The organism is Paenibacillus sp. J22P90 (assembly GCF_059692195.1).
Window position 1 is genome coordinate 283,672 of sequence record NZ_JCAUAY010000008.1, and the last position, 23,991, is coordinate 307,662.

Sequence of the window (23,991 nt, forward strand, 5' to 3'; positions counted from 1 at the left end):
CCTTATTGTAAACTAGAAGTGGGGGGTGCTCAATGTTCGATTGGGGCCTCTTTTGCCTTGTGAGATAAACGATTCATTTCCAATATAAATAACTGAAAGACTCGCGGCATGCCAAAAATCACAAAGCCAAAAATAATCAATGGTTCAAGTGCTAGCGAGTCGCTTGCTTTACCGGCTTGGGCGACATAGATCTGTTGGGCAACCAACCACGTCACATAACCCCAATAGAGAAAAAGCCGTCCCGCGCCTGCTCCACCCGCTCGCTTTTCAAATGACAACAGATCCCATATAAGAGCAATGGCAATTACTAAATTTTCAACCAGATTCGCTATATTATCGGGAATATTCAAATGCCAGACACTCTGAACCAGAATACCAGCTACCACAAGTAATAGAAGATAACTCGGCCAAGCATGCTTCTTCTTAAAAATGAGCTGACGAACAAACAGGTATATCATCGCTTGCAGGAACAAATAAAGATCCGCCACGGCAATCTTGTGGTTCATGAATAGATCCAGCACATATCCACAATTCAGAAAGAAAGTCACTGTAAGCGCAAGGGATATAAATCTGGAGGTTTTTCTTTTAATTAATAGATAACTACTCCATACGACAAAGAGGACCGCCATTCCAGCGTCCAACTCCCATAGATCAATGCCCTGCCCCTGATGTCCCAACACCAGTGAACTTAAGGATTTAAAACCTAGGCTTAGTAGTACCCAGCTTCCAGATAGTGCTGCGAAATATGCAAATTTATACGCTTTGAAAACAAGTGCTAGGATGACAGCCGAAATAAGCCAAATCGGGCCTATGGAACCACCGAGAATTTCCCCCAGTATTTTTCCATCTATAGATTTTCCAGTAATTCCAATCGTCATGATTGCAAAAGTAGGAACAAGCAGTATAAGGCCAGCGAGGAGGAGCCAATGCTTAAATTGAGGCGAAAAATCAAGTAAATGTCTGGGGATGAACTTCACACAACCAATCAGAACTATAAGGAACAGAACCAATGCAATCCAACTGCTATCCAGAATGAGTTTACCATTCCCGCTCCTCCAAACGTAATATCCTACTTTCATTAGAGAAACCGCCAAGAGAACAATAACAGCCCATCGATCACCTATTTTGGTAATAGTTGCACTGAGCTTGCTGGAGATCGTCTCGGATAGTTCTGCGAGGTCCAATCCAGATAGTAATAATAGAGGTACTATCAAAAAGAAAGTTACAACAATTAACTGATTACTAAGGAAATATAACCCCGGAAAATTACCTAAGCCTAGAGCGCGTATTACAAGTACTGTCACCAAGAAACCTACAGAAAGTACGCAAAGAGAAACAATCCAAATATGCTTATATTCAGGGTATTGCGGCTTCGTTTTTTTTCCACGCCATAACAGCCAGTGCCAGATCTTACTGCACATTACTCCCGCTAAGATATAGATAATTGAGCTAATAAACAGATACGTAATTAATAAAATAATGAGTGGTGAGTGGCTAATTTCATCATTCTCACTCAATATGGAAAGAGAAATACGTCCCCCAACTTCTCCAAGAAAAGCGGAAAGGATCATGCATACTACTAGCTGAATGAGCCCATATATCAAAAGCAAACGATGATGTTTATGCAAGGAGGAAAACAATTGAAGCAACCTCGAGCTTCTTTCATTCGGTGTATTCTGATCCATATGAACCCCCCACATACTCATTAAGTTCAATAAACTAATATTCCTTTGGAGAAGAATCTATTCCTTGTCAACCTCAAACTAATGTGATATTACAGATGTAGAACTCACACCCGTCTGGAGGTAGCCACTTGAAAAACTCGCTATTTTACCGCATTTTGCTTTCCTATACGCCGATATTTTTCGTGATTATCTCTCTCCTCATCGTCATTTTCTACGTAAAAATCAATCATGCCTCACAAAATCAGATCAAACGCACGAATGAATTGCTCGCCCAGCATATAAGCCGGAATATCGATTCCTCTCTGCAGCTGACCGAATATGTGATCCTGAATGAGCTGCTTACCGATGAGAAGATCAAAATGTTTTACGATGCCAAACAAGAAATCGAACCCTTCCTAGCCTATCAAATCTCCAAAAAACTAAGCGATATGTCCAATATGTTTCCTTACTTAAACGATGTCTACGTCTACAATAAGATGACGGATGAGGTTATTACCAAGAATACCGTTTTTAAGAAAAGCCAATTTCTCGACCGCCCTTTTATTGAAAATGTGCAAAACCGTCCTTCTCCCTATCGTTGGAGCGCCCCTAGGGCTTACAAGGAATTTCAAGATATGAATGCGACCAGTGTAGTCACGATTGCACAGCAGGTTCCACTCAGTCTCAAGGATCAAGGCATTATTGTGGCTAATGTTCGGACAAGCAATATTTACAATATGATTGAAGAAGCCATCGATGCCAAAATGAGTAATGTGCAGCTGCTGGATGCGGACAGCCGACCATTTTCCGAGCAAAATCCCTCCTTCCTGTCAGCAGACTCCGTTCATAAAGAAAGGTCCGCTTATACAGGCTGGGTAACGGTCACAGGTCTTAAGGATTCCGTTTCTATGCAATTCCTATCGGTGTTCTCGGATACGTGGACCATCATCGGCTTGCTTGCGATTGTGATAGGCATTTGTTGGCTCACCTTTGTAACCCATCGGAATTATAAGCCGGTTCAAACGATTATCGATAAGATCGACTCCTACTCGCTGCAGCTTAATAAGAAAACAGCACCTAAAAAAGGGCCCAAAGAATTTAATTTTATTATGTCGGCATTAGACAAGCTAATTGAGCAATCGAACGACTATGCGAAACAGCACAAAGAGGACTTAATTTACCGGCGTAAGCTGTTTTTCCGTGAGTTGGTGGACGGTGAGCGGTCTATCTCCGAAGAATACTGGAAGAGCGAGATGGAACAGCTAGAGCTGCCCCACGATTACATCAGCCTAACTGTCGTCATTGTAGAGCTGGATAAATATGCGGATTATATGAAAACTTACTCCCACCGCGACCAGCAGTTGTTCAAGTATGTGCTTAATAACGTCATAGGAGAGATGTCCTCCGGGGCACCAGTTTACGTGTGGAGCGAATGGCGCGATGCCAACCAGCTGTGCTCCATTTGTCTTATGAAGGATCAACGGCTTCAAGCCAAGGACTTCTTGTTCGACATTTATGATGCCTTAAGAGTGTGGGTGGAGGAAAACCTGCAGTTTACCGTCACTGTCGGGATGGGTTCTGAGGTAGACGATCCTTCTGAATTAACCGCATCCTTCGAGATGGCGCACGAAGCGCTTAATTATAAATCCTCTCTTGGGTCCAACCGCATCATAGGACATTGGGAAATTCAAGCAGCGCCTCGCGAGGATATTTACCCGTTGATGCAGATGACCAAATCACTGACCCAGCAATTTAAATTGGGGCAGGATTGGCAAAGTCACTTAAACGAAATTTTCGCCAGATTAAAAGAAAACCTGATCTCGAAAGAAGAGGTTCAGAACATCCTGAGCTACCTTGTCTTTCATGTTCAGAAGGAGCTGCAGAAGCTGGAAGATGCCTCATCGGTTCTTCAATTGGACAACATTATCACTGCCATGAATGAATGTATTGAACAAATGGATACCGTTGCGGGCATTGAAGCGCCGTTGACCGAGCTGTTCGAGCAATTGAACACAGGCATCTCGAGCTGGCGCGATGATCAATCGAACTACTCGCTGATCGTGAAGATCAAAGAATATATTACCGTGAATCAAGCTAATCCTGATTTGTCCCTCCAGCATCTGAGCGATGAATTTGGGCTGAGTCCTCGCTACGTGAGCAAGCTGTTTAAAGAGACGTTCGGGGAGAAATTCGTGGACTATCTAACGTCCATTCGAATCGAGCAGGCGAAGCTGCTGCTGCTTAACTCCGCCTTCTCCATTCAAGAGATTGCAGATCAAGTCGGGTATACCAACGCTATATCGTTTATCCGCACCTTCAAAAGAATCGTAGGCCAAACACCGGGCGAGTTTCGTAAAACGTACGGCCAAGCCTGAACCAAATTGTTTATATGCGAAAATAGTTTATTGCGATTCATGATTGCCTGCTCTCGGACCGAGAGCGGGCTTTTTGCTGTTTGTGTACTTCCCGTTTATGTCGGGAAACATGTAAATTGCCGCTTCTGCTGAGCCGTACTATAGTTCAACCATACACAAATTGATGCAAGGTTGAGGTGAGCCCGATGATCTTAACGAAGAAACGATGGAAGCGCAATATTCCTTTATACACGATGTTTCTTCCTGTTTTAGCTTTCTTTCTAATCTTCAAGTATGCTCCTATGTTCGGATTGATTATTGCCTTTAAGGATTACAATTTCATGGATGGCATCATGAATAGCCCTTGGGTAGGCTTGAAACATTTCAAGACAATTTTTCATAATCCGCAAACGCTTTCTATTATTAAGAATACGATCGTGCTTAGCCTGCTTAATGTATTCGTTGGCTTTCCGTTCCCGATTATCCTAGCGCTGCTGCTTAATGAGGCTAGGCGGATGTGGTTTAAAAAAGCCGTGCAAACGTTGGTTTATTTACCCCATTTCTTCTCCTGGGTTATTGTCGGGGGCATTGTCTTAACTGTATTTTCACAGGAATCAGGCATTATCAATCATGTTCTACAGAGCATAACAGGGGAGCCTTTTCCATTCCTATATGTAGAGAGCACTTGGATGGCCATCTTCGTAAGTTCAGGCATCTGGAAGGAGGCCGGTTTTAGCGCCATCATCTATTTGGCCGCTCTGACCAGCATTGATCCATCCTTGTATGAAGCAGCCAAGCTGGACGGCGCCGGCAAGTGGAAGCAGATCGTCCACGTCACCATTCCGGGCATCAGCTCAACCATTGTCATCTTGTTCATTTTATCCATGGGCCGTGTGATGGAAGTCGGTTTCGATCAAGTTTATATGCTGCAGAACTCGACGGTAACCCAAATCGCGGAAGTCATTAGCACCTACATGTATAAGGTGGGTCTGATGGGGGCACAGTTCAGCTTATCGGCCGCCTTAGGCATGTTCGAGTCCATAGTCGGACTGCTGCTCATATTAAGTGCCAACGGAATCGCTCGGAAATTTGATAAAGGCTTATGGTAGGAGGTTACTTGCATGAGAGATACATGGGGTGAAAAGTTATTTTACGGCTTCAATTACACAATTCTGACCATTGCGGGACTCAGCTGCCTGCTGCCGTTGATTCATCTGATTTCGCTGTCACTCAGCGATTCGCAAGCAGTCGCCTCGGGCGTAGTTTCGTTATGGCCGGTAGGATGGTCAGTCGATTCCTTCAAGGCTCTATTCACCGGTACGAATATGGGAGGAGCTTTTCAAAATAGTATAGTGCTCACCTTGACGGGTGTGCTGCTTAGTATGGTGTTTACCATTGCAGCCGCTTATCCGTTATCCCGAGATTATTTTATCGGTGCCCGCTTCTTCACCTTGTTTATTGTGTTCACCATGATGTTCGGCGGCGGCTTAATTCCAACCTATCTAGTTGTAAAGTCTTTAGGACTTATCAATACCTACGGAGCGGTCTGGTTCACAGGCTTGGTCAGCGCATATAACATGCTGGTTATGATGACCTTCTTCAAGAATATTCCGGCAGAGCTGGATGAAGCTGCTCAGATGGACGGCTGTGGGGAATGGCGGTATTTGGCACAGGTCGTGCTTCCGCTTTCCGTTCCGGTCCTTGCCGCACTCAGTTTGTTTTATGGAGTAGGTTACTGGAACGCGTTCTTTAACGTGCTGATCTACATCAATGACACCAGTAAATACAACATGGCCGTACTCGTCCAACAGATGGTTCAGAGCCAGTCACTGCTGGCGGAGCTGAATCAGAGTAGTTCATCCGACCAAATTATGTTGACACCGGAAGCGATCAAGGCCTCAGGGATTATTACCATGGTGTTGCCTATGCTTATCGTCTATCCGTTTGTTCAGAAGCATTTTGTCAAAGGCATTATGCTGGGGGCCATTAAAGGCTGATCTACAGATTGTGTATTACGTTGAGGGGGTGACGGGCGGCTGGGGTAAAATAACAGGAATTCAGGGGACATTATCGAATTTATAATTCATTCAGGAGGTTTGAATCTATGGGTAACGTCAATAAGAAAAAGACTGCTGTACTCAGTCTCACAGTTGTTGCAGCCTTAGCCGGCCTATTAGCAGCTTGTTCCAAAGAGCAAGCAAGCACCAGCTCAGGTGAGGAAAATTCAGCGAAGGCTTCCCCCACCAAACGAGGTTCAATTTCAGTTTCCTTTTATGACCGGGGAACTGTCCCTCAACAGGTCGGGAATGTAGAGAAAAATAACTGGACCCAATACGTCAACGAAAAAGGACCGGTTGATGTCAAGTTCGTTCCGATTCCACGTGGTGAATCCGTACAGAAGCTGAACGTCTTGTTTGCCTCTGGCTCAGCACCTGATGTCATTCACGAATTTGATGCTCCCTTCCGCAATCAACTATATGCCAGCAAGCAAATTATACCGATTGATGATTTAATCGAGAAGAACAGCACCGTCTATAAGAAAATGCTGCAGAAATATCCGGAACTGAAAAAAGTGGCAACAAAGCCCGATGGAAAAATGTATGAATTCGGTCGCGTTTCAAGGCTTGCCGGCTTCCAAGCTTTATTCATCCGCACGGATTGGCTGAAGAAACTGAACCTCAAGGTTCCTCAGACGACCGAGGAGCTGTTCCAGGTAGCTAAAGCCTTTGCCGAGCAGGATCCGGACGGCAACGGTAAAAAAGATACCTACGGTATCGCCTTAAGCTCTGAAACCGGCGCTGTCGTCGACACCATGTTCCAAAACGTCGGCTGGGTTATCGATAACGGCAAAATGATTAAGGATTGGGAACGTGCTGAAGCCGCCCTTACTTTTAAGAAGCTCATTTATGACAGCGGTTTGACGGATAAAGATTTCTTAGCCGATAAGAATGGTCAGAAATCGATTCAAGACTGGGTTAGCGGCAAAACCGGTATATTCGTCGGCAGAACGGTGGATGTCATCAATTCCAAAACGTACTACGAGCCGCTTAAGAAAAATGTTCCTACCGCAGAAGTAACCGCCATCAAGATGCCGCAAAGCAAGTACGGACGCTTCGCTGCTGGCCTCAATAACCCGGTGCAAATGACTACGGTGATCAACGCTTCGGCTAAAGATCCTGTAGCCGCTATGAAATATGTAGACTTCATGGCTTCGGACGAATCCGCCAAGGCGTTCCGCTACGGCTTCGAGAACGTTCACTACACCCTCGGCAAAAACGGTTGCCCAGTGCAGAAGGATCCAGAGAAGTACAAAACCGAGCTGGCCTGGAACGTTGACTTCCAGCTTCTGCTGCAGCAAATCGAGATGGGCGATTGCGCTAAGGTGCAAGCTCAATTAAATCCAGATATACCCGTTGAAAAGGAGTTTATCGATATCATTGTTCAAAACAATGAAGCGAATCTGGCATCTGATGTCAAGTACGCTCCAGTTACACATCCTGAGCATTTCCCTTCCTTACCAGGCGATCTGCAAACCGCTTTAACGAATACGGCCAAAGTTGGCGATATCTACAATAAGTCTATCGTTTCGGGCTCCAGTTATACCGTTGAGCAAGCGATGAAGGACGCTAAGAAAATGTGGGAAGAGCAAGGCGGCAAGCAGCTCGAAGACTTCTACAGCAAATGGTATGCCGAACAAAAGGATAAAGCTTTCCTTGCAGCGGATATGATGAAGTTCGTGAAGAATTAAACCATCTGAGAAAACCAAGAAGAAAGAGAGTGCAACCCCATGATGTATTTTGCAGACACCTCTCGAGGAAGAGCTTTCTCGAAGGATCCCGCGGTCGTTAAATTTAACGGACAATATTGGATGTATTACTCCATCTCCGCTTATGGCGACGGCCGGGAGCAGGATGGCTTGGCCATCGGTATCGCTACCAGCTCTGACTTGGAGAAATGGGAGCGCGTTGGGGAGATTACGCCTGAACAAAGCTGCGAGGCTAACGGTCTGTGTGCCCCTGGTGCGATCGTTCTTGACGGCAGGATTCATTTGTTCTACCAAACCTATGGCAACTTCCCGAAGGATGCCATCTGCCACGCGATTTCCGATGACGGGATTCACTTCACTAGAAATGAAACCAACCCTATCTTTGCACCAACGGGGGCGTGGAACAATGGCCGGGCGATTGACGCCGACGTCGTTATTCATGATGACAAACTGTTCCTCTACTTTGCAACACGTGATCCGCTGGGCCTGATTCAAATACAAGGCGTTGCCACCGCTCCGCTGGATTCGGACTTCAGCCGCGAGGCTTGGACCCAAGCCTGCGACGATACGATCCTGAAGCCCGAGCTGCCATGGGAGGGCGAATGCATCGAAGCAGCCGCCATGTGCAAGCGGGACGGCAAACTGATCATGTTCTATGCCGGCGCCTACAACAATTGGCCTCAGCAGATCGGCTGTGCCATAAGCGATGACGGCATCCGCTGGGAGCGGCTGTTCAATGAGCCGTTCCTGCCGAACGGCGCTGAGGGCAGCTGGAACTCCAGCGAATCGGGACATCCCTTCCTGTTCACGGATGAGGATGACAGGACTTATCTGTTTTATCAAGGGAATAATGATCATGGTAAGACGTGGTATTTGTCTAATGTGGAAGTTGTTTGGGATGGGTTTGTTCCAAGGGTTAAATGAGTTGAGGACGGGGCACTCCCGAAAAGGTCGCGGGGCTCCCTTCAGCGTTAGTTCGATTCTGCTGAACTAAACCCGGGTTTTCTCCTGGGAGGAGGACCGATAGTTAGATTTTGCCTAACTATTTGCCCGTTTTCCACTCGTGCGGCCCAGTTTAGGTGAATTAATTCGGCAAAGTCAGACTAATCACGTTTTAACCTCGGTGACACGGAGATTAGTTCGGCAAAGTCGGACTAATGGTCTTGATCTGGTCAGTGAGGGCTGTTTTAAAGAAGAAGGAGAAGCCAATAGCAAAAAAATAAAGGAGTTAAGCGCTGACAAACCGCTTTAACTCCTTTTTCATTTCATTTTAAACTTTTATTGCTTCTCTTTCTTTTTTGCATATCGCAGCGTATCCCAAGAAGGAAAAGAGACGATGATAGAAGAAAGAAGTAGCAAAGCCAATTTATAGGAGGAAAATATGGGAAGATTAATTCATTTCGAAATTCATGTCGATGACATGGAGCGTGCTAAGAAGTTTTATGGAGAGGTATTTGGATGGACATTTGAGGATTGGAGTTCTTATGCGGGCATGCCTTATTTTGGCGCTGTGACGGGCGATGCCGATCAACTTGGTATTAATGGAGCTTTAGTGAAACGTCGTGGCGCTTCCCCACAACCAGGCCAAGCCGTGAATGGCTTCGCATGTACAATGGGCGTCGGAGACTACGATGCTACTGAAGCTAAAATTCTTAATCTCGGTGGCACAATCGCATTGCCGAAGCATGCACTGCCTGGCATGGCGTGGCAGGGGTATTACACAGACACCGAAGGGAACATTTTTGGCGTTCATCAGCCAGATGTAAATGCGAAATAGTAGATTCTTTTTTTACATATGTACATAAAAGCCGTCCTTAATCATAAATGATTGGATGGCTTTTTTCATAGTTGGAGATGAGTAAAGTATTAAAAGTATTAGAAATTATCCCCAATTCATTGTAATCTCTAATAAGAAGATAATCACGAGGGGAGAAAGCAGCGTGACCACACAAGAAAAGGACTTCATGCTCATTGTTAAAGTTTGGGAAGTAATTCTACTAGCACTATCTCGAATCTCCTTATTCGATCTACTAATGAGATATGTAATTAGTCGATTAAAATGGACAGAACACAAGAAATTTATGTTTGTAGACATTTGGGTTATGGGACACACTCTACTTTTACTAGTGGCAGTGATCGTCTCGCGTTACAGTAATAGTGAACTTTTAAAAGACATACTACTGTACTATGGGATTTTGAGAGTGTTTGAAATCTTCGTCTATCAGACAAAAGTTATTTTAGTCGATGGTTACCAGGTTAGACCTAACGTTCGTAGCTATAGAAGAACTGTTATTTGTTTACTGCACAATTTTATTGAAATCATTTTCTGGTTTACTTTTTCCTATTTAGTTCTCATTCAGTGGTTTGATGTTGCTGAACGAAAGGGCAGCTTAGTTCAAGCTTTTTATATGAGTTTTGTAACAATGACTACATTCGGTCCCCCCAATTTTAACATTGATAATAATAAAGCCATGGGAATTATTATAGCTCAATCCTTAGTTGGATTATTAATGACATTGATTTCACTTGCTAGATTCGTAGGATTACTTCCCAAACCTGCTACACTTGATAAAAATGAAAGAGCAATTGAAAAAAGTTTGAGTGAATAATGTTTTGTGATGTAGATGAAAAAAGCACCCTCAGCGGGTGCTTTTTTCTCTGTATGGAGGTGAGGGGAGTATTGAAATGTTCATTTTAATTACTCCGAAGCCCACTCACCGACGACAACCCTAGCGGTACATTTCAATGCCGCTCACGCTCCAGTCCGCGCGGGCGAACCCTCAAGGGATTCAACTCCCTAGACTCACCGACCAAAAAAAAAAAAGACACCCCTCAGGGTGTCCCTTTTTTTTGTATGGAGGTGAGGGGAGTCGAACCCCTGTCCGAAAATATTGCCACACAGGCATCTACGGGTGTAGTCACAGTTTTGATGTCACCCTAGGAACTCCCCGTAACCGGATTCCCTTCGGGTCAGCCTGATTATCTTCTTACGTCGACCCCAGGCGGAGACCGAAACGCCGTATCCCACTATAGTTGAGCCCCTATCCCAGTCACATGGGCGATGCTGAGTAGAAGCACGCTAACAGGTTATTAAGCTGCTAATGCGTAGTTGTTTTGTGTTTTGCCATTTAATAGGCTTTAGCGTTTTATAGTGGACGCGGCCCCACTACCCGCAACCCGCGCTCAAACTATCCCCGTCGAATCCAAGAACACCCCCGGATTGCCTTCGTAACCGCCAGAGACGGTGAAGGTTAAAGGACAAGCTGTAGAGCCAAGTTACACTTGCACTTGAAATCTCTTCGTTACAGTTATTAGTATACCATAAGTACGAGAAATAGGAACACTAGGTTCATGGAAGACAAGGTGTTACCTTCCAATACAATCAAACTACCTTGCAATCTTCTGCTTCTCACGCAATGCGCGTTGAATATCGCGTTGTGCGTCTTTCTTCGCAGCAGATTCGCGCTTGTCGTATTGCTTCTTCCCTTTACCAATACCAATCAATAGCTTCGCATAACCATTCCGGATGTACACCTTTAATGGAACAACGGTATACCCTTCTTGCTTCGCTTGACCTAATATCTTGGCAATTTGCACTTTCTTCAACAGCAGCTTCCGTGTCCGAGTTGGATCTTCGGGATTACTGCGGTTCCCTTGTTCAAAAGGGCTAATATGCATATTGTGTACAAAAGCTTCGCCATTCCGAATCGTCGAAAAGCTGTCTCCAATATTGGCTTTACCTGCCCGTAAGGATTTGATCTCCGTGCCGGTCAGGACAAGACCGCATTCATACGTATCCTCAATGAAATAATCGTGTGAAGCCTTTTTATTCTGGGCGAGCAATTTGCCATCAGCTTTCTTAGTTGCCACGTGAGATCCTCCTCCCGCACGCGAAAATGCAGGTAAATCTTGCTACAATGTGCAACCTATTGTAGCAAGATCAAGCCCGAAAAGCAAGAACCGGCGTCTATCTCCTCCGCTTCTTGCTGCCATCGCCGTCGTCGCTCCGGCGACGACCACCCTTGGCGAGCGCGTTCACGCCGCTCGCCCAATCAATGCCGCTGCGCTCCGGAGCAGCGCCACCGCCACCACCCGCTGGAGCTCCGCTACCCAGCGAAATCCCACGGTCGCCGCCGCGGTTAACCCCGCTTTCGGTTCGCCCTGCACCGACAGCTTGCAGCCGCTGGCTCAAGCTGCCGCCTTTGCCGCGCTTGTCGCTCCAAGGCTTACTGCCACCCTTACCGCGGCGCGATTTCCCTTGACCTTGACCCGCGCCCTGGAACCCTCCGGTTCCAATGCCTGAAATGTTCTCCGCTTTGCCATCTCCGCCAGTAAAGCCCTCAGCGCTTCCTTGGCCCCTAGATCTTCTGCGGCCTTGCTCTGCTCCTGCTGTTCCCTCGACGCCTCCAGCATTAGCCCCATCTTGCCCTCTACCTCTGGATCTTCTACCACCTGCATTTTGCTCTGTTCCTGCCGTTCCTTCGACTCCGCCGCCAGCCTCAGCCTTCCGGCGAGCCGCCATCTCAATCCGACGAGCAGCAGCATGATCGGCACGACTACCTTTTTTCCCTTTATCTTTAACTCCTTGCGTTCCCTCGCCCTGCCCAACAACAGGCTGCGTCTTCGCAAAGCCGCCCTTACCTTTATAACCGCCTTTGCCCTTCTCGGGTCTTCCGTCGGATTTACCTCTGCCTCTATCGGATCCGCCTTTATCTTTTCCTCCAGCACCAGGTTTACCACGGAAGCCTTTAAACCCGCCTGCACCACTGAACTTGCCTCCGCCACCACCGCCGCGGTTATATCCACCCTCTTTACGGGGCTTCATATCCAACAGTTCAAAATCAATCGTATGATCATCCATATTCACGCGAGCGACCCGCACTTTGATACTGTCACCGAGTCGATAAATTTTGGATGTGCGTTCACCAATCAGCGCATGTTGTTTCTCGTGATGATTGTAGTAATCATCCGTCAAATCACTCAAACGAATTAAGCCTTCAACCGTATTGTCCAGCTCAATAAACATACCAAAACCAGTCACGCTCGAAATGATTCCCTCGAACTCTACTCCGACTTTATCCAGCATGTACTGTGCTTTCTTCAAAGCTTCCGTATCACGTTCGGCGTCAACCGCAATGCGCTCCCGCTCAGAAGATTGCTGCGCAATATCAGTCATCCGAGATGCCAAATAATCATGACGCTTATCGGATAAAGCACCGCCGCCTTCTAGAACCTCGCGAATCACACGGTGAATAACTAAATCCGGATAACGACGAATCGGAGACGTAAAATGGGAATAAAACTCCGCCGCCAACCCAAAATGTCCTAAGCTCTGCGCATCATACTTAGCCTGCTTCATCGAGCGCAGCATCACTTTACTAATCACGTTCTCTTCCGGTGATCCTTTGATATCCTCAAGAAGGGCTTGCAAGGAACTCGCATGAATAGCTCCGCCCTTGCCTCCTCGCATTGCATACCCGAACGTCGTAACAAACTCCATAAAGTTCATCAACTTCTCAGAATCCGGGTCTTCATGCACACGATACAGGAAAGGAACTTTTAGCCAAGTAAAATGCTCAGCAACGGTCTCATTCGCGGCTAGCATGAATTCTTCGATCATCATCTCTGCGACAGAGCGCTCTCTTTTGACTATATCCGTAGGCTTACCGTTCTCATCTACCAGAATTTTAGACTCTTCAAAGTCAAAATCAATCGCTCCACGCTTCATCCGTCTCGAACGCAGTCTAGCTGCGAGTTCTTCCATACGTTTGAAATCATCCATCAAATACGCATACTTTTGGACGATCTCAGGCTCAGCCTCGCCAGTTAGCAGCTTACGTACATTCGTGTAAGTCATGCGCTCGCTCGTACGAATCACACTCGTAAAAATCTCATGATTAACAACCTTCAAATCTTGGTCAAATTCCATCTCACAAGACATCGTCAAGCGGTCAACACGCGGGTTCAAGGAGCATATTCCGTTCGATAAACGGTGCGGCAGCATCGGAATCACTCGATCCGTCAAATAGACGGAGCATCCGCGATTGTAAGCCTCAATATCAAGCGCCGTACCTTCCCGCACATAGTAGCTCACATCAGCAATATGCACGCCTAAGCGAAGGTTACCATTTTCCAACAGCTCCACATTGACTGCATCATCCAAATCCTTCGCATCCTCACCATCGATCGTCACAATGGTTTTGCCACGAAGATCACGGCGGCCTTGCCCGATAATTTCTTCTTCTGTAATCGAATCTGGTGCCGCGTCTGCTTCCGCCAATACGTCCGCTTGGAAAGCCTCAGGCAATTGATGCTGGCGAATAATAGCCAAAATATCTACACCCGGATCATCCTTATGACCCAGAATCTCAATAACTTCACCCTCAGCCGCGGAACGTCCTTCCGGATAGTTCACGATCTTCACAACGACTTTCTGACCTGAGACGGCTCCCATAAAAGCATGCTGCGGGATAAAAATATCTCTCGTCATCCGTTTATCATCCGCAATAACGAACGCATACGTTTCCTGACTTTGAAAAACACCTACGATCTGCGAGTTCGCCCGCGTAATCACACGCACAACTTCGCCTTCCAGACGGCCGCCGCCTTGGCTGCGCGCGGTGATTTTCACAAAAACAATATCGCCGTTCATCGCGGTATTCAGGTCGTGGGCATTGATGTACACGTCCGGATGCTCACGGTCATCAGGTATTAAGAATGCAAAGCCCTTCGCATGAGCCTGCAGCTTACCGCGCACCAAATTCATCCGTTCCGGGACGCCATAACGATCATTGGGGCTCCTTACGATAAGACCACGTTCTTCTAATGCATTGAGCATTTTAATAAAATCTTTAAACTCATTCGCGCTGCCAACCCCGAAATGCTTCTCAAGCTCTTTATAGGACATAGGCTTATAAGCCTCTTCTTGCATTAAACTAATAATTTCATTTTCTTTTATCATGTATTCATTCACCTTCTTGTTGTTGTTCTAGTCCGCCGTTCTCATGTCCCTTACTCCATAGTATGCCACTTGCAGCGAAAGGATAAACGCAGAAATATCCGCATAGATCTGCTCCCGCTCTTGATCCAGCAATAAACCATGGGAGGATTCCTTATAAAAATGCAATTCCGATACCTGTGATCCGACACGATTCTGTATAAACGCTGCGCTGCTAGGATGGACGACGCCATCCTTATTTCCTTGCCCGATCCAGATCGGGGCATCTACCCGCGGTAGTAATTTCTTTACTTCCTTAACTAGCTTTCTTAAGCTGACAACACAGCGAATCGGCGTTTTGGTATATGCACATGACTCGTCTAACAATGTGGAGATTTTCTTGGGTTTCTTTTCTATGTAAGGCATTACGTACTGCATAACCCCTGCTAGCGCCAATTTCCTTGTCGTAAAGAAAAAAGGTGTTGCCAGTGAGATGATACCCGCCGCAGCGCGTTCTCCCCCTAACTTCAAAGCGAGCAAACCGCCCATGGAATGTCCCATGATCACAACTCGCTTACAACGAGCGGCAAGCTCGTCGTAACTCTCCAGCACATGCCCATACCAATCCGTCCATCCAGTGCGTCTCATATCCTCAGGCGAAGTGCCATGCCCTGGCAATCTGACCGCTTGAATCGTGTATCCCTCGTCTCGCAAAACGTAGCCAATTCTTCTGAATTCCGAAGGAGATCCTGTGAAGCCATGAATCATCAAAATGCCCGTTCCTTGTTTCTCGCCATGACCATTCCAGTAGAAGGGCTCTGTCGACTTATAAATCCGTTCTTCGATAATGATGACTCATCCTTTCACCAACACTTTTGCGAAAATGAAAAAACAGCAGGAGTATAGTTCCCCTGCTGTTATCGTTTTATGTGTGTTAGCTCTTCACTACGTAGGCTACGACAATGGAAAGAATAAAGAATGCAGCAGCAAGGCCCATTGTTGCGCGCGACAAAAATAGTTCCAAACCACGAGCTTTTTGTTTACCAAATAAGTGTTCTGCGCCACCGGAAATGGCACCGGACAAGCCTGCGCTTTTCCCTTTTTGTAAAAGGACAATCGCGATTAATCCAACCGAAGCTATGATTAACAAAATTTTCATAAAGATTAACATATTAGCACCCCAATTGCCTATTCTTTGCCTTATACAACTAGCATGAGTATTTTAACATAGTTCGTCCACGAATACAACAAAAAGGCTAGGCATAGCATCCACACCTACTCGCGGTAGGAAGACATGGCCGTAGGTCGACTCGTTCGTTTCGCTCGCTTACTACGGCCCAGAAAGGCACTCACAGCTCCCTTCGCACACCATAGTGCGAATAGAGTAAAGCCGATGGCCCATACGATGGCTGGTATCCCTGTATGGAGCGCCAAGTTGCTCGCGTCACCAGCTTTCTGGCTGTTTTGCATCGCATATACGATCAAAGAGGCTGGACCGAACACTGACTCCTCCAGACATAAGAAGGCAAGCAGCAGGTAGTAGAAGTCACGCAGCCATTTCGGCGTTAGCGCCAGCACGACAACCGTCAGAACAATAAAACCCGCCAAGAACATAACCCCAAACCCATTACGTACGAACAGCACCAAGGACAGAATAGACACCGCAGCCGTCACCTGCAGGCCAAGCCGTTGCTTTCCTCTGGCGTAAGCCGAGAATAAAAACCAAGCGAATAGTGAAGCCGTCATGTAGCCTGCCAAGGATACGGGGATGAGCGCCCATGACTTCGTCATCGTAGATAACGTAACGCCACTATGATCCCTATATAGCTCAATATACATAACTTTACCCGACAGCGCCAAGGTTGCGACCGCGTGCCCGAACTCATGCACCATCGTGTCTAGGTTCCGGAAAAAGGAAGAAGGGAGCCAGTGCATGAGCACCGCCGAACCTATTAGAAATAAAATAGTTTTCACCCAGTTGCTCATACAATCGACGCCCCCCTGATTACATAAACGAGCAGGTGACATCATCACCTGCTCGTTATGGTCTTATTTAATTAGTATACGAAACAACTTATTTGAAGTTTCTCAAGTTGTAGAATGCTTTTTTACCAGCGTATTGAGCTACAGTGAACAACTCGTCTTCGATACGAAGAAGTTGGTTGTATTTCGCTACACGGTCCGTACGGGACGGAGCACCTGTTTTGATTTGACCAGCGTTCGTAGCAACCGCGATATCAGCGATTGTGCTGTCTTCGCTCTCACCGGAACGGTGGGAAATAACTGCTGTGTAACCAGCGCGTTTTGCCATTTCGATCGCATCAAAAGTCTCAGTAAGTGTACCGATTTGGTTAACTTTAACCAAGATGGAGTTACCGATGTTTTCTTCGATCCCTCTGGATAGACGCTCAGTGTTCGTAACGAACAGATCGTCACCAACGAGTTGAATTTTGTTACCCAATTTCTCAGTAAGCAATTTCCAACCTTCCCAATCGTCTTCGGAGCAACCATCTTCAACAGTGATGATTGGGTATTTATCAACCCATGCAGCCAAGAAGTCAACCCACTCAGCGGATGTGAAGGATTTGCCTTCGCCTTCAAGGTGGTATTTACCGTCTTTGAAGAACTCAGTGGAAGCAACGTCCATACCCAAGAATACGTCAACACCTGGTTTGTAACCAGCGTTTTCGATAGCTGTAAGGATTGTTGTGATTGCTTCTTCGTTGGATTTGAAGTTAGGAGCAAATCCTCCTTCGTCGCCAACTGCTGTGTTAAGACCTTTTTCTTTCAATACGGATTTCAAGCTATGGAAAATCTCAGCGCCGATGCGAAGAGCTTCTTTGAATGTTGGAGCGCCTACAGGAAGAACCATGAACTCTTGAACGTCAACGTTGTTGTCGGCATGTGCCCCACCGTTGATGATGTTCATCATTGGAACTGGAAGAGTTTTAGCATTGAATCCGCCAAGGTAAACGTACAATGGCACATCCAAAGCGTCAGCAGCTGCGCGAGCAACAGCCATGGAAACAGCTAGAATTGCGTTAGCACCTAGTTTAGCTTTGTTAGGTGTACCGTCAAGCTCGATCATTTTGTTGTCGATGCCAACTTGATCAAGTGCGTCTAGACCGATGATTTCAGGAGCGATGATTTCATTTACGTTCTCAACAGCTTTCAGAACGCCTTTACCAAGGTAACGACCTTTGTCACCATCACGAAGCTCAACAGCCTCGTATGCGCCTGTGGAAGCGCCTGAAGGAACGATAGCACGGCCGAAAGCGCCGGACTCAAGGTATACTTCTACTTCTACAGTTGGGTTACCGCGGGAATCCAATACTTCACGTGCGTAAACATCAGAAATAATTGTCATTGTGAAAAACACTCCTTTAATAATATGAATTTAGTTCTTACTTGTTTAAAATTGTTGCCCCGGTCATTTGCTCCGGCTGCTTTACTTCTAAGAAGTCTAGCATCGTTGGAGCAATATCTGCCAGAATACCGCCGTCTCTTAGTGTAACAGATTTGTCCGTCACAATAAAAGGCACCGGATTCGTTGTATGTGCTGTGTTGCGCGAACCGTCTGCATTCGTTACCACATCTGCGTTTCCGTGATCCGCTGTGATGCAAACTACGCCGCCCTTAGCTAGAATCGCTTCTACCACTTTACCAAGACACTCGTCTGTCGCTTCAATCGCTTTTACCGTTGGCTCCAGCAAACCTGAGTGACCTACCATATCAGGGTTGGCAAAGTTCAAGATGATGACATCATGACGCTCTGCTTCTACTTCTTTAACCACTGCATCCGCTAATTCGTACGCGCTCATCTCAGGCTGCAAATCATAAGTCGCAACCTTCGGTGAAGGAATTAGCAAGCGAGTTTCGCCTGGTAATTCAGCATCACGACCACCGCTGAAGAAGAACGTTACGTGCGGATACTTCTCCGTCTCAGCAGCGCGTAGCTGCGTCAAACCGTTCTGAGCCAACACCTCGCCAAGCGTGTTGTCGAGATCTTTCGGTTTGTACGCTACGAAACCGTCTACGGATTCACTGAACAGCGTCAGACACACGTAGTAGAGGTTCTTAGCTACTTTAGGACCACGATCGAAGCCACGGAAGTCTTCATTCGTGAAGACTTGGGACAGCTGAATCGCACGGTCAGGGCGGAAGTTAAAGAAGATCACAGCATCGCCTGATTCTACTAGTCCTACCGGCTGACCGTCATCACCAACGATAACCGTTGGCATAACGAATTCGTCATACACGGATTTCTCGTAGGATTCTACGATCGCTTGCATCGGATCCGTATACGTTGGACCATCGCCGTACACCATCGCGCGGTAGGATTTCTCCGTACGCTCCCAGCGTTTGTCGCGATCCATCGCATAATAACGACCTTGTACAGTCGCGATTTTACCTACGCCGACTTCTTTGATTTTGTTCAGCAGGCTTTCCATATACCCCTTAGCAGAATCAGGAGCTACGTCGCGGCCATCCAAGAATGCGTGGATGTATACTTCGCTGAACTCTTCTTTTTTCGCCAAGTCGAGCAGCGCAAACAAATGCTGAATGTGACTGTGTACGCCGCCGTCAGAAAGCAAACCATATAGGTGAAGCTTCTTGCCGTTATCTTTGGCATGACGAAGTGCGCCAACAATCGTTTCATTATCGAAGAATTCGCCATCACGAATCGATTTTGAAATCCGCGTCAGATCCTGATACACAGTACGTCCTGCGCCGATGTTCAGGTGTCCTACTTCAGAATTCCCCATCTGACCTTCTGGCAAACCTACAGCCTCACCGCAAGCAGTGAGGGTTGTGTGCGGGAACGTCGACCAGTAACGGTCGTAGTTCGGTTTATTCGCATGAGCAACCGCATTCCCCTGCTCTTCCGAGCGGAGTCCGAAGCCATCCAGAATGATGAGTGCTACCGGTTTCGGTCTGAACATGTTACTTCGCCCCCTGGACGAGTTGAATGTAGGAAGCGGACTCCAAGCTCGCTCCACCTACAAGTGCGCCGTCGATGTCAGGCTGTGCCATGTACTCAGCAATGTTGTTCGGCTTCACGCTGCCGCCGTATTGGATGCGAACTACGTCAGCAACAGCTGCGCCGTAAAGTCCGCTCACCAATGTACGGATGTAACCGATCACGTCTTGTGCATCTTCAGCTGTTGAAGATTTACCTGTGCCGATCGCCCAGATTGGCTCGTACGCGATAACGACTTGTGCTGCTTGCTCTGCGCTAAGACCAGCGAAAGCTGCTTCTGTTTGTACTTTACAAACGTCTTTCGTTTGACCCGCTTCACGCTCTTCCAACTTCTCGCCTACGCAAAGAATTGGTTTCAAGCCGTGTTTAAACGCCGCAACGACTTTCTTGTTCACGATTTCGTCGGACTCAGCGAAGTAAGCTCTACGCTCGGAGTGACCGATGATCACATACTCAACGCCAAGGTCTTTCAGCATCACGCCGCTGATTTCACCTGTGAACGCGCCATTATCTTCAAAGTGAAGGTTTTGTGCGCCAACATGAACGTCAGTACCTTTAGTAGCTTCAACTAGTGCAGGAAGGTTCGTGAATGGGGAGCAAATTACGCTCTCCACGCCTGCCACTGTGCTGCCTTTTACTTCATTCACGAAGCTGATCGCTTCGGAAACGGTTTTGAACATTTTCCAGTTACCCGCGATAATCGGTGTTCTGCTCATTGTTAGGACTCCTTTTTATAGAAAAATAATGTCTTATTTATCGTTTAGTGCTACAACGCCTGGCAATGCTTTACCTTCCATGAACTCCAAGGAAGCGCCGCCGCCTGTGGACATGTGGTTCATTTGCTCAGCCAAGTGGAATTTCTCTGTTGCTGCAGCGGAATCGCCACCACCGATAACTGTGTAACCCTCAGTTGTTGCACAAGCTTGCGCTACTGCACGTGTACCGTGGGAGAAAGGCTCGATTTCGAATACGCCCATCGGTCCGTTCCAAACAACCAGCTTGGATTTCGCGATAACGTCTGCGTACAGTGCACGCGTTTTCGGTCCGATGTCAATGCCTTCCCAATCCGCAGGAATGCTGTCGATGTCAACGATTTGCGTGTTCGCATCTGCGCTGAACTTATCCGTAACAACGATATCTACTGGAAGCAGGAAGTTCACGCCTTTTTCTTTTGCTTTTGCAATAAAGCTAAGTGCTAGATCAAGTTTCGAGTTATCCAAAAGTGATTTACCGATTTCATAGCCTTGTGCTTTCAAGAATGTATAGGACAGACCGCCGCCAATCAAGACGTTGTCTGCAATGTTCAGGAGGTTTTCAATAACAGCAATTTTGTCTTTTACTTTGGATCCGCCAACGATAGCTGTGAAAGGACGCTCAGGGTTGTTCAGCGCTTTACCTAGAACATCAAGCTCTTTCTCCATCAAAAGACCAGAAACCGCTGGGATATAAGCTGCGATGCCTGAAGTTGAAGCATGTGCACGGTGAGCAGCACCGAAAGCATCATTTACGAACAGATCAGCTAGATCCGCGAAAGCTTTGGACAACTCAGGATCATTTTTCTCTTCACCTTCGTTGAAACGAACGTTTTCAAGTAAAAGAACGTCGCCATTTTCAAGCGCATCCACTTGTGCTTTCACGATTTCACCAACGGATTGATCCGCTTTGATTACGTTTTGACCAAGAAGCTCAGCCAATTTCGCAGCAACTGGTGTTAGACGAAGCTCTTCCACCACTTGTCCGTTTGGACGACCAAAATGCGCTGCAAGAATAACTTTAGCGCCTTGCTCTACTAAGAATTTAATCGTAGGAAGTGTTTCTCTGATCCGTGTATCGTCGGTGATTTGACCGTTTTCTACAGGCACGTTGAAATCAACGCGAACAAATACTCTTTTACCAGCTACTTCAACATCGCGAACACTTTTCTTATTCATCGTAAAAGCCTCCTAAAAGTCGGTTCTAGCATTTTCTATGTGTAAATCGCACATAAAGAGGAGAATCGCTTCTCCCCTTCATGTGGTTTTTATGTGTTAATTATGAAATTACAGACCTTTTTTCGCGATGAAAGCTACCAAGTCAACAACGCGGTTGGAGTAGCCCCACTCGTTATCGTACCAGGAAACAACTTTCAACATGTTGTCGCCAACTACCATTGTGGACAAAGCGTCGATTGTGGAGGAAGCTGGGTCGCCATTGAAGTCGCTGGATACAAGTGCATCTTCTGTGTAGTTCAGAATGCCTTTCATAGGGCCTTCGGAAGCTGCTTTCAAAGCTGCGTTTACTTCGTCAACAGTTACGTTAACTTTAAGCTCAACAACCAAATCAGTTACGGATACGTTAGGTGTAGGAACACGCATAGCCATACCGTTCAATTTGCCTTTAAGCTCAGGAAGAACTAGACCGATTGCTTTTGCTGCACCAGTGCTAGAAGGAATGATGTTCTCAGCAGCTGCACGAGCGCGACGAAGGTCTTTATGAGGAACGTCAAGAACGGATTGGTCATTCGTGTAAGAGTGAACAGTTGTCATCATACCTTTAACGATTCCGAATTGATCGTTGATCACTTTTGCGAAAGGAGCTAGACAGTTAGTAGTACAAGAAGCGTTGGAAATGATTGTGTGTGCAGCTGGATCGTATTTGTCTTCGTTAACACCAAGTACGATTGTGATATCTTCGTCAGTAGCTGGAGCGGAAATGATAACTTTCTTAGCTCCGCCATTCAAGTGAAGAGCTGCTTTTTCTTTTGCTGTGAAAATACCAGTGGATTCGATTACGATTTCAGCGCCTACAGAGCCCCATGGCAGATCCCCAGGGTTACGCTCAGCAAAAACCTTGATGGAACGACCGTTAACGATCAATTCGCCTTCACCAGCTTCAACTGTAGCGTCTAGTTTACCGTGAGTAGTGTCATATTTAAGCAAGTGAGCCAAAGTTTTAACATCTGTCAAATCGTTTACTGCCACGATTTGTACATCTGGGTTGTTCAATGCTGCGCGGAATACGTTACGACCAATACGACCAAAACCGTTAATACCTACTTTTGTTGTCATAGTCAGTTCCTCCTAAGATTACTTGCATATTTTTTATATTTCAAAACGCAGCCGATAAGGGCAAACGTTATGATGTCTAACTTCTTCGTTATACATGCTTCATAATTTCCAAAGCGGCTGCTTCATCCGTTACAAGCACATCTTCCTGCCCATGTCTGAGCACAGAAGCAATAGCTTCACCTTTGCTCTTCCCGCCAGCGACACCAATGACCACTTCAACCCGGTGCAAATCTTCCAGCCGTAATCCAACGGTCGGCATCTTATGAACCACATTTCCTTGGCGGTCAAAATAATAACCAAGCGCCTCAGCAAGCGCCCCATCGGCTTTCAGACTGCTCGTAGTCTCGCTATCTACTTTACGTCTGCGTGCCATGACCATAGCATCTCCGATACCATGGACAACAATGCGACAGCTGCGCACTGCGTTCACAACTTCCTGAATCTGCGGATCTTGGATCAGCGATTGATACGCTTCTTCGCCAAGATGATCTGGCACATGCAGCAATCGGTATTTCCCGCCCGTCTTCTTGGCCATAATGGAAGCAATCGTGTTCGCTTGCATATCCACACTTTCCCCAAGTCCACCGCGTGCAGGGACGAACCAGCTGCCTTTCATGGAAGAAGATATCGCCAGGTTATTAGCAATTTGCGCCATGGTTGAACCACCCGTTACCGCGATGATATCATCCTTGGCTACATATTTACGTAAGGCGGCCGCACCAGCGCGTCCAAGCTCCTTCTTCGTAAATACCGAGGTGTCGGAATCTCCTGGGACAATAATCACATTCGTAAGGCGAAAAGCCTTCGCAATGCTGTCTTCCAAGTCTGTCAGACCAAACGCCATCTTAATAATGGGCTGCATATCCTCCAGCAGCTGACGACCAGACTCGCTGATCTTCATACCGCTTGCGTCAAATTCCAGAAGCCCAAGCTCCTTCAGGAAATCGACTTCACCACGGAGTACGCGCTCTGTCATGTCGAGTGAGGACGCGAGCGTCCTTCGTCCGACAACACCGGATACTAAGATGTGCTGCAGAATCGAGTAGCGCTTCTTCATGATGTCCATAAGATCAGGCATGAGCTGTTTCTGAATGTCTAGAATCTCTCTCATTGGACGACTTCTACCGCTCCTGATCCATTGTAGGACGTTTTATGTCCCGGGTATACATTTTGCGTCCCACCCGGGTGAAAAAAAAGTTCCTTACACAAGTCATAATTTTGTTCTCGCACTTACAGTTCTTA

General features: G+C 46.7%; 19 protein-coding genes and 1 other RNA gene. 7 read left to right on the forward strand and 13 right to left on the reverse strand.

Going from position 1 to position 23,991, the window contains the following annotated elements:
- Positions 1–29 precede the first annotated feature (29 nt).
- Positions 30–1,685: a hypothetical protein gene (locus AC58UX_RS25085; RefSeq protein WP_497257808.1), complete on the reverse strand. Its 1,656-nt coding sequence runs from the start codon at positions 1,683–1,685 to the stop codon at positions 30–32.
- A 128-nt stretch (positions 1,686–1,813) separates the two neighbouring features.
- On the opposite strand from AC58UX_RS25085, the gene AC58UX_RS25090 reads away from it, so the two are divergent.
- From AC58UX_RS25090 to AC58UX_RS25120, 7 genes are all read left to right on the forward strand, one after another.
- Positions 1,814–4,039 (forward strand): helix-turn-helix domain-containing protein, encoded by a 2,226-nt coding sequence (locus AC58UX_RS25090; RefSeq protein ID WP_497257810.1) that lies wholly within the window; start codon positions 1,814–1,816, stop codon positions 4,037–4,039.
- A gap of 185 nt (positions 4,040–4,224) precedes the next feature.
- Positions 4,225–5,127 carry an ABC transporter permease gene (locus AC58UX_RS25095; RefSeq protein WP_497257812.1) on the forward strand — a complete coding sequence of 301 codons (903 nt, stop codon included), beginning with the start codon at positions 4,225–4,227 and terminating at the stop codon, positions 5,125–5,127.
- Positions 5,128–5,139: 12 nt separating this feature from the next.
- Positions 5,140–6,015, forward strand: coding sequence for a carbohydrate ABC transporter permease (locus tag AC58UX_RS25100; RefSeq protein WP_497257814.1), 876 nt, complete (start codon positions 5,140–5,142; stop codon positions 6,013–6,015).
- Positions 6,016–6,122: 107 nt separating this feature from the next.
- Positions 6,123–7,766, forward strand: coding sequence for an extracellular solute-binding protein (locus tag AC58UX_RS25105; RefSeq protein ID WP_497257816.1), 1,644 nt, complete (start codon positions 6,123–6,125; stop codon positions 7,764–7,766).
- 39 nt (positions 7,767–7,805) lie between these two features.
- The gene (locus tag AC58UX_RS25110; RefSeq protein WP_497257818.1) at positions 7,806–8,708 is read left to right on the forward strand and encodes a family 43 glycosylhydrolase; all 903 of its coding nucleotides are present in this window, start codon (positions 7,806–7,808) and stop codon (positions 8,706–8,708) included.
- 457 nt (positions 8,709–9,165) lie between these two features.
- On the forward strand, positions 9,166–9,561 hold the full coding sequence (locus AC58UX_RS25115; RefSeq protein ID WP_497257820.1) for a VOC family protein: 396 nt from the start codon (positions 9,166–9,168) through the stop codon (positions 9,559–9,561).
- Positions 9,562–9,724: 163 nt separating this feature from the next.
- A complete protein-coding gene (locus AC58UX_RS25120) occupies positions 9,725–10,393 on the forward strand; it encodes an ion channel (protein ID WP_497257822.1) in 669 nt (222 codons plus the stop codon).
- A 243-nt stretch (positions 10,394–10,636) separates the two neighbouring features.
- On the opposite strand, the gene ssrA is transcribed toward AC58UX_RS25120, so the two are convergent.
- The 12 genes from ssrA to AC58UX_RS25180 form a co-directional block, all read right to left on the reverse strand.
- Positions 10,637–11,001, reverse strand: a transfer-messenger RNA (tmRNA) gene (gene ssrA, locus AC58UX_RS25125).
- Between the two features lie 170 nt (positions 11,002–11,171).
- Positions 11,172–11,654: an SsrA-binding protein SmpB gene (smpB, locus tag AC58UX_RS25130; RefSeq protein ID WP_028555549.1), complete on the reverse strand. Its 483-nt coding sequence runs from the start codon at positions 11,652–11,654 to the stop codon at positions 11,172–11,174.
- Positions 11,655–11,751: 97 nt separating this feature from the next.
- Complete coding sequence (gene rnr, locus AC58UX_RS25135; RefSeq protein WP_497257825.1) at positions 11,752–14,745, reverse strand: ribonuclease R; 2,994 nt, start codon at positions 14,743–14,745, stop codon at positions 11,752–11,754.
- A gap of 27 nt (positions 14,746–14,772) precedes the next feature.
- A complete protein-coding gene (locus tag AC58UX_RS25140; RefSeq protein ID WP_497257906.1) occupies positions 14,773–15,573 on the reverse strand; it encodes an alpha/beta hydrolase in 801 nt (266 codons plus the stop codon).
- A gap of 82 nt (positions 15,574–15,655) precedes the next feature.
- Positions 15,656–15,892 (reverse strand): preprotein translocase subunit SecG, encoded by a 237-nt coding sequence (secG, locus tag AC58UX_RS25145; protein ID WP_056611230.1) that lies wholly within the window; start codon positions 15,890–15,892, stop codon positions 15,656–15,658.
- A gap of 104 nt (positions 15,893–15,996) precedes the next feature.
- The gene (locus AC58UX_RS25150) at positions 15,997–16,707 is read right to left on the reverse strand and encodes a M50 family metallopeptidase (protein WP_497257827.1); all 711 of its coding nucleotides are present in this window, start codon (positions 16,705–16,707) and stop codon (positions 15,997–15,999) included.
- A gap of 88 nt (positions 16,708–16,795) precedes the next feature.
- Positions 16,796–18,088, reverse strand: a complete 1,293-nt coding sequence (gene eno, locus AC58UX_RS25155) for a phosphopyruvate hydratase (protein ID WP_056611239.1) — start codon at positions 18,086–18,088, stop codon at positions 16,796–16,798.
- A 37-nt stretch (positions 18,089–18,125) separates the two neighbouring features.
- On the reverse strand, positions 18,126–19,664 hold the full coding sequence (gene gpmI / locus AC58UX_RS25160; protein ID WP_497257829.1) for a 2,3-bisphosphoglycerate-independent phosphoglycerate mutase: 1,539 nt from the start codon (positions 19,662–19,664) through the stop codon (positions 18,126–18,128).
- A 1-nt stretch (position 19,665) separates the two neighbouring features.
- A complete protein-coding gene (gene tpiA, locus AC58UX_RS25165) occupies positions 19,666–20,418 on the reverse strand; it encodes a triose-phosphate isomerase (RefSeq protein ID WP_497257831.1) in 753 nt (250 codons plus the stop codon).
- 33 nt (positions 20,419–20,451) lie between these two features.
- Positions 20,452–21,633 carry a phosphoglycerate kinase gene (locus AC58UX_RS25170; RefSeq protein ID WP_497257833.1) on the reverse strand — a complete coding sequence of 394 codons (1,182 nt, stop codon included), beginning with the start codon at positions 21,631–21,633 and terminating at the stop codon, positions 20,452–20,454.
- A gap of 108 nt (positions 21,634–21,741) precedes the next feature.
- Entirely contained in the window at positions 21,742–22,749 is a 1,008-nt protein-coding gene (gap, locus tag AC58UX_RS25175; protein WP_310502418.1) for a type I glyceraldehyde-3-phosphate dehydrogenase, read from the reverse strand.
- 88 nt (positions 22,750–22,837) lie between these two features.
- Positions 22,838–23,860, reverse strand: coding sequence for a sugar-binding transcriptional regulator (locus tag AC58UX_RS25180; protein ID WP_497257836.1), 1,023 nt, complete (start codon positions 23,858–23,860; stop codon positions 22,838–22,840).
- Positions 23,861–23,991 lie beyond the last annotated feature (131 nt).

Bases quoted from the DNA above. Each gene is read 5' to 3' on its own strand.
- AC58UX_RS25085 (WP_497257808.1), bottom strand. From the start codon at position 1,685: ATGGATCAGAATACACCGAATGAAAGAAGCTCGAGGTTGCTTCAATTG.
- AC58UX_RS25095 (WP_497257812.1), top strand. From the start codon at position 4,225: ATGATCTTAACGAAGAAACGATGGAAGCGCAATATTCCTTTATACACG.
- AC58UX_RS25100 (WP_497257814.1), top strand. From the start codon at position 5,140: ATGAGAGATACATGGGGTGAAAAGTTATTTTACGGCTTCAATTACACA.
- AC58UX_RS25105 (WP_497257816.1), top strand. From the start codon at position 6,123: ATGGGTAACGTCAATAAGAAAAAGACTGCTGTACTCAGTCTCACAGTT.
- AC58UX_RS25110 (WP_497257818.1), top strand. From the start codon at position 7,806: ATGATGTATTTTGCAGACACCTCTCGAGGAAGAGCTTTCTCGAAGGAT.
- AC58UX_RS25115 (WP_497257820.1), top strand. From the start codon at position 9,166: ATGGGAAGATTAATTCATTTCGAAATTCATGTCGATGACATGGAGCGT.
- rnr (WP_497257825.1), bottom strand. From the start codon at position 14,745: ATGATAAAAGAAAATGAAATTATTAGTTTAATGCAAGAAGAGGCTTAT.
- secG (WP_056611230.1), bottom strand. From the start codon at position 15,892: ATGTTAATCTTTATGAAAATTTTGTTAATCATAGCTTCGGTTGGATTA.
- AC58UX_RS25150 (WP_497257827.1), bottom strand. From the start codon at position 16,707: ATGAGCAACTGGGTGAAAACTATTTTATTTCTAATAGGTTCGGCGGTG.
- eno (WP_056611239.1), bottom strand. From the start codon at position 18,088: ATGACAATTATTTCTGATGTTTACGCACGTGAAGTATTGGATTCCCGC.
- gpmI (WP_497257829.1), bottom strand. From the start codon at position 19,664: ATGTTCAGACCGAAACCGGTAGCACTCATCATTCTGGATGGCTTCGGA.
- tpiA (WP_497257831.1), bottom strand. From the start codon at position 20,418: ATGAGCAGAACACCGATTATCGCGGGTAACTGGAAAATGTTCAAAACC.
- AC58UX_RS25170 (WP_497257833.1), bottom strand. From the start codon at position 21,633: ATGAATAAGAAAAGTGTTCGCGATGTTGAAGTAGCTGGTAAAAGAGTA.
- gap (WP_310502418.1), bottom strand. From the start codon at position 22,749: ATGACAACAAAAGTAGGTATTAACGGTTTTGGTCGTATTGGTCGTAAC.
- AC58UX_RS25180 (WP_497257836.1), bottom strand. From the start codon at position 23,860: ATGAGAGAGATTCTAGACATTCAGAAACAGCTCATGCCTGATCTTATG.